The organism is Stenotrophomonas cyclobalanopsidis (genome assembly GCF_008710035.1).
GTDB classification, from domain to species: domain Bacteria; phylum Pseudomonadota; class Gammaproteobacteria; order Xanthomonadales; family Xanthomonadaceae; genus Stenotrophomonas; species Stenotrophomonas cyclobalanopsidis.
Map to the genome: position 1 here is coordinate 20,510 of NZ_VYKI01000003.1, position 14,369 is coordinate 34,878.

Here is a 14,369-nt window from a genome sequence, read left to right on the forward strand (position 1 = left end):
CACCGCCCCGGTAGATGCCAACCTTGGTTGGCGCCGTCGAATCAACGCACGCGGACACGCCCGTGCCAACCAAGGTTGGCACCTACCATACCACCGTTGATTCAATGCACGCAGGCCTGGCCGGAGCACGGGCACCGCCCCGGTAGATGCCAACCTTGGTTGGCGCCGTTGATTCAACGCACGCGGACACGCCCGTGCCAACCAAGGTTGGCACCTACCATAACACCGTCGATTCAATGCACGCAGGCCTGGCCGGAGCACGGGCACCGCCCCGGTAGATGCCAACCTTGGTTGGCGCCGTCGAATCAACGCGCGCGGACACGCCGTGCCAACCAAGGTTGGCACCTACCAGAGCGCCGTTGATTCAACGCACGCGGACGCGCCCGCGCCAACCAAGGTTGGCGGCTAACGGCGCTCGGCCGGGGCGAACTGCAGGCGGGTCCAAACCCCGTAATGATCGGACGCCCAGCGACCGCTGTCGTCGGGCTGGTCGAACAGGATCTTCGCTTCGCGCGCGACCATCCGGTCCTGCTGGAAGAAGATGTGGTCGATGCGCGAGGGCGCCTGGTAATAGTGCCGGTTCAAGGTGCTGACGCCGGCGAGGTCGGTGTTCACGTGCACGCTGCCGTAGCTGTCGCCGTAATGGCTGCGCAGCTCGCTGAGGTCGCCTGCATCCACCAGTGCGTTGAAGTCACCGGCGATCACCACCGGCGCACCGGCCGAGGTTTCGGTGATGTAGCGCAGCAGGTCTTCCACCTGGCTGCGGCGGATTCCCTGGCCTTGCTCGTCGCTGCGCTCGTTCAGATGCGTGGCATAGACGTTCACCGGCTGCCCGTCCACGTCGATGCGCAGATGGGCCACGGTGCGGTAGTCATCCAGCGGCTGCAGCAGGTGCTCGCCGTGGGCCAGGATCGGGCGCCGGGTCAGCAGCGCGTTGCCGTAGCGCTTTGGCGCACCCACCGGATCGGTGGAAACGAAGACGTACTTGTAGCCGAGCTGGCTGGCCAGCCACTGTGCCTGGTTGCGCACGTCGCGGCGCTGGATCACTTCCTGCAGGGCGATGGCATCGGGCTGCAGGCGCTTGAGCTCAGCGACGATCGTGCGCCGCCGGGTCGGCCAGTCCTCGCGGTCATGGTGGAGGTTGAAGGTCACCATGCCCATGCCGGGCTCGGTCGATACCTCCGCAACGGCGGGTTCACCCGATGGCTGCGCCATGGCCAACCCCGGCAACGCCAACGCGATGGCCAGCCCCAGGGCGCGCACTGCCACGCGCGCCCTCCCCTGCTTCAACGCCATGCTTACTGCCCCTTGCGTTCTGCGCGACGCACCGCGCTTGGCACGTCGATCTCGATCCGCGCCGGCAGCTGGTGCACGCGCAGCTCGCGGTTGCTCCACTCGGCCGGCTCGCCATTGATGGTGGCCGCACCCGGTTCGCCGCTGTACGGCCACGGCAGCACGACGCCACCCGGCGGCGGCACCAGGCCCGGCTGCAGGTCCAGCACCAGCTGCTTGTCACTGCGCTGCAGGCGGTAATTAAGTTGGCCCTGCGGCGTGCGCAGGCCCTGTACCGCGATGCCATCCCCCTGGAACCAGGCGGTGGGAATACCCGCAGCCAGCACCAGCGCCTCATCGGCGTCGCGGTTGTAGGCGAACATGTCCAGTGCCGAGCGAACGAAGTCGGACGCCACCCAGGCATGCGGAAGGTCACCGACGAAGAACGGCTTGCGCGGCGTGCGCGAGACCACTTCGGCCCATTGGTTCCAGGCCTGCGGCGCGCGGTCCTTGAAGAAGAACTGGGTGGCCTGCCAGGCACGGTCGCGCCAGCCCAGGCGCACGAAGGCCGCCACGTTGCGCCACTCGTAGGGCGTGTAATCCTTCCATTCGCGCTTGCCATCACGGCGCGCGACGAACTCGGTCCAGTAGCGCTCGAAGGTCGCCTCAAGCGCTTCCTGCGGCAACCGGCCCTGTTCGCCGCCCGGCGCCAGCGCGATGGTGGTGGAGGTGGCATCGAAATCACCCAGCTCGGCCGAGCCCGGCAGGTAGTCGATCCTGTGCTGCTGCATGGCCGACAGCAGCGAAGCCTGCAGGTCGTCGCGGAACTGGTCGCGCGACCCGCTGATCTGCATGGCTTCAAGCTTGCCCAGCTGGGCAGCCACCTGCGCGGCATCCTTGTAGCCGCGCAGCGCCCAGAAGTTGTCCCAGTACGAGTGCATCGGCTTGGCCGAATAGCCTTCGTGGCTGATCGAGGCCGGCATCATCCCGTAGAAGGCGGGATTGCGCGCGCGGTTCTCTTCGGTGCGCTCGCTGGCGCGCAGCTGCTCCATGTAGTTGTAGGCACCCTGCACGTGCGGCCACATCAGCTCCAGGAAGGTGCCGTCGCCGGTGTACCGCCAGTACTCGGCGATGTTGTAGATCAGCTCGCCATGACTGTCGTTCTCCGGCACCGGGTCGCTGCCGCGAGCATCGACGCAGCATGGCACCTTGCCGTTGTCGAACTGGAACGGCGCATACCAGGTCACGTAATCGCGTACGGCATCGCTGCGGCCCATGCGCAACAGGCCTTCGGAAATCATCGCGCCATCGCGGATCCAGCTGCGTGCATATGAACGCGTACCCGGCTGCAGGCGCGGGCCGACGCGCGACATCAGCATGTGCGCGACCGCGGTCCGCAGGGTTTCCACCAGCGGCTGGCCCGCCGCAGGCACCTGCAGGCTGACCACGCCCAGCTTGTCGCGCCACATCGCCGCGACCTGCTGCTGTGCCTTGGCCACGTCCAGCGCCTGCGGCTTCCAGCCGCCGGTCTGCGGCAGCACCACGGCCACCTCGCGGCTCTGCCCGGGTTCGAGCTTGATCGTGTACAGCAGGGCGCCGGAGGCCAGGCCCGTGGAATCCTTCACCGCCGTGGTCGCCGGGAACTTGCCCGAGGCCAGGTGCATCGCATCCAGCTTGCCGTCGAACGTGGTGGCGAAGCGTGCGTCCGGAGCCTGCAACGGGTAGATGCGCGGTTCGCCGTTGACGCGCACCAGCTGCTCGCCCACGTCCAGCGCTTCGATGCGGCTGAAGCCACCAGTGGTGTTGAGGAACTGGGTCGGTGGGTTGACCTGCCAGGGCCGGATCGCCAGCGCCAGGGTGTATTCGTGGGCGACCTTGTCCGGGTTGCTCAGGCGGTAGCGGCCGATCAGCTGGGCGCGCTCGGGCGTGCCCTGCACGAAACTGGTCACCGACAGGCCGGCCTTCTCATGCACCCAGTCGACCGTGGCGATGGGCAGGTAACGGTCCTGCAGCGACTGCGTGGTGGCCACGCTGGACCAGTCCAGCAGCTTGCCGTCCAGGCGGATGAACGGCTCGATGCTGAAGCTGCCCTTGGCCGGCTCCAGCGCACCATCCTCGCTGATGAGGGCCTGTTCCTGGCCGCCATCGAGGCCAAGCAGGGTCCAGTACGGCTGCTCGCCCACGTAGGCCCGCGGCAGCGCACCGCGCGGCAGGTCGGCGGCGACCGAGGACAGGAAGGCATTGGGCGTGGCCGCGAACGCCAGCGGCTTCAGCGCGATATCGCGGATCGCATAGCGCCAGTTCGGCCCGTCTTCCAGGTCGAAGCGCACGTAGCGCGCATCGGTATCGGGCAGCGCCAGCCAGTCGCGGCCGCCCGCGCCGCCGGTGACTTCACGCACCGTACGCCAGTCGCGGCCGTCCTCGGAGGTACGCACCGTATAGCGGGTCGCCTCCAGGTTGGGCAGCCAGTCGATCACCGCGCCGCCGATCTCGCGGCTCTTGTGCAGGTCCAGGCTGATGGTCTGCTGCTTGACCCCGCCGCTGACCCAGAACGTATCGCTCTTGCCGTCGATCATGCGGTCCTGCAGCGCGGTGGCCGTATCGGCGATCACCGACGGCATCAGCGCCGAGTCGTCCTGCGGCGGCAGGCCCTGCAGGGTCAGCTTGTCGAAGCACACGGTGCCGCGGCCACCGACCTTGCTGTAGATCGTGAACTCGACCGCCGCGCTGCGCGCCATCTCCTTTTCGGCCGAGGGGCCCCAGGCCTTGTCGATCTGCCGGCGGCGGTATTCCACCGGCGTCCAGGGCTTGTTGAAGCTGTAGCCGGGGCGGTTGACCCACCAGACGTTGTCGCCGCTGGCATCGATCAGCTTGAACTGCAGGTCGTTACGCGGGGAATCACCGCGCAGCTGGAATCCGAAGCGGTAATTGGCCGGGTACTCGATGTTCAGCGCACGACGGATGCCCACATAGCCTGAGACCTTGTGGAAGTCGTAATCCAGGCACAGCGCGCGGCCGCCGCCGGCGCCGCTGACCGACCGCAGCGAACCGCTGACCTGGTCGGACAGCACAAGCTTCCATGCATTGATGTCATCGAAGTCATCCAGCACCTTGGGCGCCGGCAGCGCCGGTGGTGCGGCAATCGCCAGGGAGGTCCACAACAGGCCCAATCCAACGGCGATCGCACGCTTCATCCCTTGACACTCCCCAGCAACAGACCTTGGATGTAGTACCGCTGCAGGACCAGGAACAGGGCCAGCACCGGGACCACGGTGACCACCGCGCCGGCCATCATCATTTCCACGTCCATGATGTGTTCGCGCGAGAGGGTGGCCAGCGCCACCGGCAAAGTGTAGTGCTCCTGGTCGGTCAGGACGATCAACGGCCACATGAAATCGTTCCACGCGCCCATGAAAGTAAAGATCGCCAGGGTCACCAGCACCGGCTTGAGCATCGGCAGCACGATCTGGAAGAAGATGCGCAGCTCCCCTGCCCCGTCGATGCGGGCTGCTTCCAGCAGCTCGTCAGGGATGGAACGGGCGTACTGGCGGACCAGGAAGATGCCGAACACGCTGGCCAGCGCCGGCACGATCACGCCGCCGAAGCTGTTGACCAGGCCCAGCTGCTTCATCAGCAGGAACAGCGGCAGCATCGCCACCTGCGCCGGGATCACCAGCGCGGCCATCAGCACCTGGAACAGGCGTTCACGGCCGACGAAGTTCAGCTTGGCGAAGGCATAGCCGGCCATGGTGTTGAGCAGCAGCGAACCGAAGGTGATCGCCACCGACACCAGCAGGCTGTTGGCGAAGTTGCCGCCCATGCCGGTGCGTGCGAACAGCTCGGTGTAGTTGTGGGTGGTGACGTGCGAAGGCAGCAGCGGAGGCGGGAAATGGGTCGCCTCACCCTGCGGCATGAACGACACCGAGAGCATCCACAACAGCGGTGCCAGGCTGACCAGGGCCAGCACCAGCAACGCGCCATTGATCATCCACGGGTGCCAGCGCGACTGGCCGATCTCACGACTCATACCAACTGCCTCTTGCGGCCGAAACGCAGCATCACGGTGGTCACCGCCAGGATGATCAGGAACAGCAGGAACGCCACGGCAGAGGCGCGTCCAAGGTTCCACCACTTGAAGCCTTCCTCGAACATGAAATACAGCACGCTGACGGTGCTCTGCAGTGGGTCGCCGCGGGTCATGACGTACGGCTCGGCGAACAGCTGGAAGTAGCCGGACACGGTAATGACGCCGACCACCAGCAGCACCGGGCCGAGCATCGGCAGGGTGATGTGCAGGAACTGCTTCCAGCGCGAGGCGCCGTCGATGCGCGCGGCCTCGTACAGGTCATGCGGGATGGCCTGCAGGCCGGCCAGGAAGATCACCATGTTGTAGCCGAAGTTCTTCCACACGGCGAACAGCATGATGGTGGGCATCGCCCAGTTCGGGTCGCCCAGCCAGTCGATCGGGCTGATGCCGATGTGGCCCAGGCCGTAGTTCACCAGGCCATAGCTGGTGTGGAACAGGTAGCGCCAGATCACCGCCACCGCCACCAGGGTGGTCACCACCGGGGCGAACAGCGCGGTGCGGAACAGCGCCTTGAAGCGGGCGGCCGGCGCATTGAGCAGCATCGCCGCGCCCAGCGACACGCTGATCGACAGCGGGACGCCGATCACCACGAAGTACGTGGTGTTCCACAGCGACTTCCAGAACATCGGCGTCTGCAGCAGGTCGATGTAGTTGCCCAGCCCGACGAAGCGCAGGTTGGCGCCGTCAGCCAGCGCATACAGGTCGAAGTCGGTCACGCTCAGGGCGAGCGCCGAGGCGACCGGCAGGCCGAAGAACACGCCCAGCACGAGCAGCGAGGGGCCGGCGAAGATCCAGCCGGCGAGGGACGAACGTTTCATTGCGGGCTCCCGGCCGCGACTGCACTGGTCGAGGCCGAAGGGGCATCGCTGCGCTGCAGGCGTTGTTGTTCATGCATCCAGCGGCGCTTGGCCAGCACCTTGTCCACGCGCTGGTCCAGCTCTTCCACGGCCTTGTCCTGCGGCATGCCGCCACGCACCACCTTTTCGGTGACGATGCGCATTTCCTGCACGATGCGCTCCCATTCGAGCACCTTCGGCGTCGGCTTGACGCGCTCCAGCTGGTCACGGAACGCAGCGGCCAGCGGATCGTTGGCCAGCGACGGGGCGTTCCAGGTGCTGCGACGCGGCGGCAGGTCACCGATGATGGAATGGAAGCGGGCCTGGATTTCCGGGCGCGACAGGAACTCGATCAGCTTCCACGAGGCTTCCTTCTGCTGCGACTTGCGGAAGATCACCAGGCTGGTGCCACCGGCGATGCCAGCGCCCGGACCGTCCGGGCCCGGCAGGGCGGCCGTGCCCCACTTCCCTTCCAGTTCCCTGGGCTGCAGCTTCTTGAACTCGCGGATGTTCCAGGGACCGGAGATGTAGAACACGTTGAAGCCGCGGAAGAACTCATCCCACACGTTGGAGATCTGCGTCTCGGACATCTTCGGCGCCCAGCCCTGCTCGAACATGTTGCCGTAGAAGGCCAGGGTGCGACGGAAGCCGGGGCTGGAGAAGTTGCCGCGGGTGTCGTCGTCGCGCAGCAGCGGATCGGGCTGCTGCAGGGCCAGCGACAGCTGCTGCTCGAACTCGTTGATCGGCATCAGCACCGCATAGCGGTTCGGCCCCTGCATCTTCTTGATCGCGGCCATCTGCGCGTCCCACTCCGCCCAGGTACGCGGCGGATGGTCGAAGCCGGCCTGCGCCAGCAGGTCCTTGCGGTAGTAGATCAGGCGGGTATCGACGTACCACGGCACGCCCACCAGCTCGCCATGGATCACGTTGGTATCCCAGATGCCCTGGAAATAGTCCTGCGGATCGACGACGGACGAATGCTGCACGAAAGGCTGCAGCGGGGTCAGCGCGTTGAGCTCGGCGAACTCGGGCACCCAGGTGTTGCCGAGCTGGCAGACATCGGGCAGGCCGTCGGCGGCGAACGCGGTCAGCAGCTTCTCGTGCGCGGCCGTCCAGGGGATGTTCTGCACATCCACCTTGATGCCGGGGTTCTCGGCCTCGAATTCATGGATGAGTTCGCTGACCACTTCGGCTTCGCGGCCCATCGCCCAGAAGCGGACCGTGGTGGTGCCCTGCTCGGTGCGCGCGCAGCCGACCATGGCCAGTGCGGCCATCGCAGGCAGGGCCCAGCGTCGCAGGCGGTCAATCCAATCGTGCACCTTGTTACTTCCCCTGGCCCGAGTTGCGGTTGGCATTGTTCTTCTGTTCCTGCGCGGCAGCCGCGCGTGATTCTGCGATACCGACCGCACGTGCCGCCGCGGCCTTCTCATCCTTCTCCAGCACCAGCGGCTGGAACGACCCTTCCGGGGCCAGCCAGCCACCGCTGAAACCGGCCCGTTCCAGGCCCTTGCGGATGTACGGGTTCTTCTTCATCACTTCCCAGACGAAGTCGTTGCGGTAGTTGGCGATCATCGTCAGGATCGGGCCCTGGTCGATGGCGATGTAATCGCTGGCCACCCAGCCGCGGTCCGGCACCATGCGGCCGGTCTTGATCGGGATGTCGTAGTTGAAGCTCGGGTTGAACGAATCCAGGAAACCGTAGCTGGAATAGATGTAGTCGCCGTAGCGCTTGTGCATCTCCAGCGTGGCCGGGATCACTTCCTCGGGCGCGAACACGATCGAGGAGATCGCCGCGGTCGGGGCGATGGTGCCGTCATCGAAGTTCTCGCGCAGGCCGGCGCCGCGCGAGGAGTAATGGCGGAACTGGCGCTGCTCGCCGCGGTACTCCTGGGTGGTGTTCTGCGGGCCGTCGCTGGCGGTCAGGCCCCACACGTTCTCGCCGTAGTCCTTCCACTGCATCGGGTTGGCGATGGCGTACTCGCGGTGTGCCAGCGCGGCCGAGCGGCTGTTGAGGAAGTAAGTGCTGCCACGCTCGCGCATGTAGGCATCCTGGATGTCGCGGAAATCGATCCAGACGTGGCTGTACTGGTGGCCGAACAGCGGCCCGAAGGACAGGTATTCCTGGCCCTGGTAGACGCCCCAGTCGTTGTCGTAGGTACGCGTCCACACCGTCCACGCATCCGGGCTGACCGGATGGCTGGGCGAGCCCAGGGCGAGGATGTAGACCATCATCGCCTCGTTGTAGCCCATCCAGTCGTGGTCGATGAAGCCGCTCTCGGGGAACCAGCCCATCGAGACCAGCGGCGCACGCTGCTGCAGCCACGGCCAGTCGACCTGCTTGTACAGCTGGTCGGCGATCTGCCGGATTTCCTTCTCGCGCGGGTCATCGCCGTCGTAGTACGACTGGGCGAACAGCACGCCCATCATCAGCAGCGCGGTGTCGACCGAGGACAGCTCGACCCAGCTGTCGTAGCGACGGCCTTCCTGCATGTCCAGGAAGTGGTAATAGAAGCCCTTGTAGCCGGCCTTGCCGGTGCGCTGCGGGCCCATCGGCACGTCGCGGAAGAACTTCAGCGTGGTCAGGGTGCGGTCGATCGCCTGGTTGCGGCTGACCCAGCCGTTCTCGATGCCGATCGGGTACGCGGTCAGGGCGAAGCCGACCGAGGCGATGCTGGCGAAGGGACGCGACGGGAAGCGGTCCGGGGTCAAGCCGTTGAGTTCGTTGGTGGTGTCCCAGAAGAACTGGAACGTGCGGCGCTCGATGTCATCGAACAGCGGCGGCAGTTCCGGCTTCATCGGCCGCGGCGGCGCATCGGCTTCCAGCAGGATCACCGGCGGCTTCGGCTTGGCAGGCTCCTGCTGGGCCGGTTTGCAGGCGGCAATGGCCAGGGTCATCGCAGCGGCGGTCAACAGGTGGCGTGCCTGCATGGCGCGGGTCCTCCGGAAAACTGATCGATCGGAAAGCATAACGTCCAATAGCCTGAAATCGTTTACAAACCGAACTCAAAAAAAACCACGCAGCGTGGTCGCGGAACTGCTGCCATTGCCCAGTCCCCTGCCCCGTCATCGTTACGGCGCAGGGGGCTGGACAATGGACCGGCCGCAGGGACCGGCCATTGCCAGGCCCCGATGCCAGCGGCGGACCACTGGCATCGGGGTGTTGCCTACATCACGGCTTAGAAGCGGAAGCCCACTTCGGCCTTGACCTGGCGCGGAGTACCGATGATGTCGCCGGTCTCGTTGTAGCTGGCCTGCAGCTTGCCGTTGGTCTTGACGTAGTTGTAGGTGGAGAAGTTGTCGAAGTTGAACACGTTGATGATGTCGATACGCGCGTACATCTCGGTGTCACCCGGCATCTTGAACGTCTTGGTCGCCTGCAGGTCGACCGAACGGTAGCCGAAGATCTTGCCACCCAGCAGGAACTTGCCGTTGGCGTTCGGCACGGCGGCCTGCGGGGTCGGCAGGTCGTAGCCACTGGCCTGCGGCACCGGGTACCAGTCGTTGACGGCGGTCGGGGTGGCCAGGGTGATCTTGCCACCGAAGGTGATGCCCCAGAAGCCAGCGTACGAACCGGTCACCACCAGGCGGTGGCGCGGTGCACCGTTGGAACGGATGGTCGGGTAATCCTCGATCAGGCCGCGATCGAAGGCGTACTTCTCGTTGATGTCGCGGTTGTGGCGCGCGGTCGTCCAGGTGTAGGCGATCGAGGTGCCCCAGCCGCTTTCCTTGGTGAACGGCTTCTGCGCCGACAGCAGGACCTGGGTCGCACGGGTCTTGATGCCCTGCTGGCCGATGATCAGGCTGCCGAAGCCCGGCACGTTGCAGCTCCAGGCCTGGCTCAGGCCCGGCTCGGTGCCACCGCACAGGCGCGGGTCATCGAAGAACTGGCCGGTCGGGTAACGGTTGCCCAGGGTGAAGGCGAAGCCGTCGTAGCTCAGGGTGCGGGCGATGGTGGCGTCGGTCAGCCAGTCACCGATCTGGTTGCTCATGCCCAGGCTGAACTGGTCCGAGTACGGCGCCTTCAGCTTGTTGTTGAGCAGGTCGACTTCCAGGCCGGCATTGCTGGTCGAACCGACCAGGGCCTGCAGGTTGCCGATGCCGTTGAGCAGGTTCGGGTTCCAGTCATAGCAGGCGGCCTGGCCGTTGATGCAGGTGCCGGTGGCCGGGTTGCGGAAGTAGATGGTCGGCTGCGGCAGGGCCAGCTTGGTGGTTTCCAGCTGCAGATTGTCGAACAGATCGCGGTCGTACGAACGGCCGGCACCACCGTGGATCACGTGCTGCTCGTCGGCGTTGATGTCATACGAGAAGCCCAGGCGCGGCTGCCAGGCGTCCTTGAACGCCTTGCGGTTGTGGCCGTTGCTGATGTAATCGCTGATGTCCAGGCCGCCCAGTGCCAGCGAATCGGCGTAGGTCTGGCCGGCGGGGGCGCGCGGATCCTGCGAGTAGATCGCGTCGACCACCTGCTGCGGGGTCACGAAATCGAGGTAGGACGGGGTCTTCTCGTAATCCCAGCGCAGGCCGAGGTTGACCTGCAGGTGGTCGTTGACCTGCCAGTCGTCCTGGATGAACACGCCGTACTGCTTGGACTTCGAACGCACTTCACCGGACACGCCCGACACGCCGGTCACCGGCTTGACGAACTGCGCCTTGTACGGGATGGAATCCGGGAAGTCCGGATCGCCCAGGCTGTAGGTGAAGGTCGGGTTGATCTGCGCCGCATCGGAGGCGTACAGGTCGATCGCCTTGTACTTCACGCCCATCTTGATGGTGTGGTCGCCGGCCCACTGGATGCCGTCCAGGGTCAGGTTGTCTTCGATCGACCAGCCCTTCTGGCCCTTCACCTGCGAATCCAGCGCAGAGGCGCCACCGATCTTGACGATGGTGCGGTCTTCAGTGCCGTCCGGTGCGGTGTAGGTGATGCCGTTGGCCAGGGTCAGCGGGGTCGGGTTGTTGAACGAGTCCTCGTGGGTGACCATCATTTCGTTGTAGAAACGCTCGCCGCTGTGGTTCCAGCGCAGGGCGTAACGACGGTCGGTGTTGACCACTTCACGGCCGGCTTCCGGCGAGGTCTGGCCACTGAACTGCGACTGGGTTTCGTCGCGGTCCTGGAAGGTCAGCTCGATGCGGTCGTTGTCGGTCGGCTCGAAGTCGATCTTGCCGAAGATCAGGTCCTGCTGGAACGGCTGGCTGGCCGGGCCGAGGCCGGCGGCGCCGGCCGGCGGCAGCAGGCTGGCGGCGCCGGTGACGGCACCGTCCGGCGCGATGGTGACCGGCAGGTCGAAGCGCTTGGCTTCGTAGGTCACGAAGAAGTGCGCCTTGTCCTGGATGATCGGGCCGCCCAGGGCGAAGCCGTATTCCTTCTCGGCCGAGACCATCTTGTCCTTGCCGCCCTGGCGCTCGGCCGGGGTCTTGGCGCGCATGTCTTCGTCGGTGTAGCGGTAGAACGCCTCACCCTTGAATTCATTGGTACCGGACTTGGTTGCAGCGGTCACTGCGGCGCTCGACACCTGGCCGTACTCGGCCTTGTAGTTGCCGCTGATGACCTTGTATTCGCCGATCGCCAGCTGCGGGAACGGGTTGCCGGCGCTGCCGGACTGTCCGGCCACGCCGCCACCCTTGACGTAGCTCTTCTGGCCCACGCCGTCGATGTAGACGTTGGTGCCATCGGAGTTGGTGGCGCCGCCGCGCAGCGAGGTGTTGCCCTTGGCATCACGGGTGAAGATCAGGCCCGGCACCGCATCGGCGAACTCCAGGAAGTTGCGCGACACCTGCGGGGTGGTCTGGATCTGCTGCAGGCTGACGGTCTTGCCGACTTCGGAGGTGCGCACTTCCTGCAGCAGGGTCGGCGCAACGACGTTGACGGTATCCAGGTTGGTCGCGGCGCTGCCACCCGACGTACCGCCGGCAGCGGCCTCGCTGAAGTTCAGCGTGGAGGTCGAGGCGACGGTGACGGTGACCTTCTGGGTCTGGCCGTTGGCAGCCACGTCATAGGTGCCCGGATCCAGGCCCATCAGCGAATAGGTGCCATCGGCGCGCACGGTGCCGCGACGGACGGTACCGGTGGCAACGTTGGTCGCGGTGACTTCCGAACCGGCCTGGGCGCCGGCCACCTGGCCGCGCAGGCTGGCGTTGGCCGACTGCGCCATGACGTTCGGGGCGGCGGCCAGCATCAGGCAGCTGACCAGGGCGGTGCTCAGCAGCCGGCGGGCCGGCATGCGGATCGTGGAATGCATCATCAACTCAATCTCCGGGTGGCGGTATCCGCGGATGCGGTACCTGCGATCAATCAAAAGAAGGAACGCCTCTGGCTTCAATGGCCCGATGGCGGAGTAGTGGAATCGCGAACGATGAGGCGGGGAACAAGCGTCTGCTTGTCACCTGCCGAATCGGGGGTGTTGCCGTCCATCAACTGCATCAGACGCGTCATCGCCCTATCGCCCAACTCGGCGATACTGACCTGCATGGTGGTCAACGAGGGGTGTACAAACCGCGCCAGTGGAATGTCATCGAAACCCGCCAGGGCGACATCGGTGGGCACGTGGATGCCTGCCTGCGCGAAGGCATACAGGCAACCCAGGGCCATCATGTCGTTGGCGGCGAATACGGCATCGGGCAGCGCGCCGGCTGCCAGCATCTCCTGACCGGCGCGATGGCCGGAAGCTTCGTCGAAATCACCGGGCAACTCGATGCCTTCGGCGCCCTTGCCAAAAGCCGCCAGCGCGTCGCGGAAGCCACGCAGGCGCTCGCGCGCGTCGAAGTTGAGGTCCGGGCCAGAAATGAACGCGATGCGGCGGTGGCCGGCATCGAGCAGGTGGCGGGTCATGGCCATCGCACCGGCGTGATCGTCGATGCTCAGGACCGGGTGATCCTGCCCCGGCAGATAGGTGTTGATCAGGACCGTGGGCAGCGACTGCGGCAGGTTGTCGGTGAGGAAGCCAGGGCTCTCGGCATAGGGCGAGAGCACCAGCAGGCCATCGACGCGGCCGCGCATGGCACGCAGGGCGGCGCCCTGCTGTACCTGATCGCCGTGGTAGCTGGACACCAGCAGGTGCTGGCGACGGTTGCGGGCAACGTTGTCGATGCCGCGCATCAGCTCGGAGAAGAATTCGCCGTACAGGTCAGGCAGCACCACGCCCACCGTATTGGTACGGCGGCTGCTCAGGCTGCGTGCGGCGGCGTGCGGGGTGTAACGCAGCCTCGCGGCGACCTCCAGCACAAGCTGGCGGACCGGTTCGGCGACATTCTCATGCCCGTTCAGCGCGCGGGAAACCGTGGCCACGGAGACCCGGGCTTCTCGTGCGACGTCTTTGATTGTTATGGCTGCCTTGTTCACGAAGCCGCCCTCCACGGCTTGGACCTACCAGCTTGGCGCGGAATGTAAGCGTTTCCATCTGCGCTTGTAAACACTCCGTTAGACGAATGTCCCCGGATGGACACAGAAATCTGACGTGGACAGGTCTGTCCCTGGACTTGGCAGGACTTTGCAGGACAGGCCATCAGCCCTGCTCAGACAGGGTGTAGGCGCGGATGGACAGCGCATGGATATCGGACTCCATCAGCCCGCCCAGCGCGGCATACACGGCGCGATGGCGCGCCAATTGGCCCATGCCGGCGAACTGCTCGCTCACCACCAGCACGTTGAAATGACCGCGTCCGTCGCGCGCTCCGGCATGGCCGGCATGGCGATGGCTGTCGTCTTCGATCTCCAGTGTGCTCGGCGCCAGCGCTTGCTGCAATGCAACACGTATTAGATCGATGCGCTGCGCGCTCATGGCAGCACCTTGCGGAAGGGCCGGACCTCGACGCGGGTGTAGACGCCCGCGGCCACATACGGATCGGCATCGGCCCACTCGCGGGCCTGCGCCAGCGAGTCGAACGCGGCAATCACCACCGAGCCACTGAAGCCAGCCGGACCCGGATCCTCGCTGTCGATCGCCGGGCACGGCCCGGCCAGCAGCAGGCGTCCCTCGTCGCGCAGCGCGTGCAGCCGCGCCAGGTGCTCGGGCCGGGCCTGCAGCCGCTGCGCCAGCACATCCTGGTCGTCGTAACCTTCAATCACATAGAACACGGGCATTCCTCGTTCATGTTGCGGTGCGTCGATTCTAGCCAATGGGCCGCCGATACCGGCCCGGCTGGACACTGGCCAGGCAAAGCCGTACCCTAGACACCATTGC

10 protein-coding genes are annotated in these 14,369 nt (G+C 65.8%); all 10 read right to left on the reverse strand.

All coding sequences use genetic code 11. The features are described from left to right. Positions 1 to 405: 405 nt before the first annotated feature. A complete protein-coding gene (locus FJU31_RS03365) occupies positions 406 to 1,296 on the reverse strand; it encodes an endonuclease/exonuclease/phosphatase family protein (protein ID WP_150453485.1) in 891 nt (296 codons plus the stop codon). Between the two features lie 2 nt (positions 1,297 to 1,298). Next, positions 1,299 to 4,466, reverse strand: a complete 3,168-nt coding sequence (locus tag FJU31_RS03370; protein ID WP_150453486.1) for a discoidin domain-containing protein — start codon at positions 4,464 to 4,466, stop codon at positions 1,299 to 1,301. After that, positions 4,463 to 5,299, reverse strand: a complete 837-nt coding sequence (locus FJU31_RS03375; RefSeq protein WP_079222477.1) for a carbohydrate ABC transporter permease — start codon at positions 5,297 to 5,299, stop codon at positions 4,463 to 4,465. Before FJU31_RS03375 ends, FJU31_RS03370 begins: the two co-directional genes overlap by 4 nt. After that, positions 5,296 to 6,177, reverse strand: a complete 882-nt coding sequence (locus tag FJU31_RS03380; RefSeq protein ID WP_108769339.1) for a carbohydrate ABC transporter permease — start codon at positions 6,175 to 6,177, stop codon at positions 5,296 to 5,298. The genes FJU31_RS03375 and FJU31_RS03380 overlap by 4 nt, the downstream gene beginning before the upstream one ends. Beyond that, complete coding sequence (locus FJU31_RS03385) at positions 6,174 to 7,469, reverse strand: sugar ABC transporter substrate-binding protein (RefSeq protein ID WP_484378221.1); 1,296 nt, start codon at positions 7,467 to 7,469, stop codon at positions 6,174 to 6,176. The genes FJU31_RS03380 and FJU31_RS03385 overlap by 4 nt, the downstream gene beginning before the upstream one ends. A gap of 49 nt (positions 7,470 to 7,518) precedes the next feature. Then, positions 7,519 to 9,123, reverse strand: coding sequence for a glucoamylase family protein (locus FJU31_RS03390; protein WP_150453488.1), 1,605 nt, complete (start codon positions 9,121 to 9,123; stop codon positions 7,519 to 7,521). 248 nt (positions 9,124 to 9,371) lie between these two features. Continuing rightward, the gene (locus tag FJU31_RS03395; RefSeq protein WP_150453489.1) at positions 9,372 to 12,431 is read right to left on the reverse strand and encodes a TonB-dependent receptor; all 3,060 of its coding nucleotides are present in this window, start codon (positions 12,429 to 12,431) and stop codon (positions 9,372 to 9,374) included. Between the two features lie 74 nt (positions 12,432 to 12,505). Then, positions 12,506 to 13,543 (reverse strand): LacI family DNA-binding transcriptional regulator, encoded by a 1,038-nt coding sequence (locus FJU31_RS03400; RefSeq protein ID WP_150453490.1) that lies wholly within the window; start codon positions 13,541 to 13,543, stop codon positions 12,506 to 12,508. A 148-nt stretch (positions 13,544 to 13,691) separates the two neighbouring features. Further along, positions 13,692 to 13,967: a BolA family protein gene (locus tag FJU31_RS03405; protein WP_150453491.1), complete on the reverse strand. Its 276-nt coding sequence runs from the start codon at positions 13,965 to 13,967 to the stop codon at positions 13,692 to 13,694. Then, positions 13,964 to 14,263: a YciI family protein gene (locus FJU31_RS03410; RefSeq protein WP_150453660.1), complete on the reverse strand. Its 300-nt coding sequence runs from the start codon at positions 14,261 to 14,263 to the stop codon at positions 13,964 to 13,966. The genes FJU31_RS03405 and FJU31_RS03410 overlap by 4 nt, the downstream gene beginning before the upstream one ends. Positions 14,264 to 14,369: the final 106 nt, after the last annotated feature.

What these genes read in the sequence shown, in the direction of transcription:
- FJU31_RS03395 (WP_150453489.1), bottom strand. Translation starts at nt 12,431, where the DNA reads ATGATGCATTCCACGATCCGCATGCCGGCCCGCCGGCTGCTGAGCACC.
- FJU31_RS03380 (WP_108769339.1), bottom strand. Translation starts at nt 6,177, where the DNA reads ATGAAACGTTCGTCCCTCGCCGGCTGGATCTTCGCCGGCCCCTCGCTG.
- FJU31_RS03405 (WP_150453491.1), bottom strand. Translation starts at nt 13,967, where the DNA reads ATGAGCGCGCAGCGCATCGATCTAATACGTGTTGCATTGCAGCAAGCG.
- FJU31_RS03370 (WP_150453486.1), bottom strand. Translation starts at nt 4,466, where the DNA reads ATGAAGCGTGCGATCGCCGTTGGATTGGGCCTGTTGTGGACCTCCCTG.
- FJU31_RS03385 (WP_484378221.1), bottom strand. Translation starts at nt 7,469, where the DNA reads ATGGCCGCACTGGCCATGGTCGGCTGCGCGCGCACCGAGCAGGGCACC.
- FJU31_RS03365 (WP_150453485.1), bottom strand. Translation starts at nt 1,296, where the DNA reads ATGGCGTTGAAGCAGGGGAGGGCGCGCGTGGCAGTGCGCGCCCTGGGG.
- FJU31_RS03375 (WP_079222477.1), bottom strand. Translation starts at nt 5,299, where the DNA reads ATGAGTCGTGAGATCGGCCAGTCGCGCTGGCACCCGTGGATGATCAAT.
- FJU31_RS03390 (WP_150453488.1), bottom strand. Translation starts at nt 9,123, where the DNA reads ATGCAGGCACGCCACCTGTTGACCGCCGCTGCGATGACCCTGGCCATT.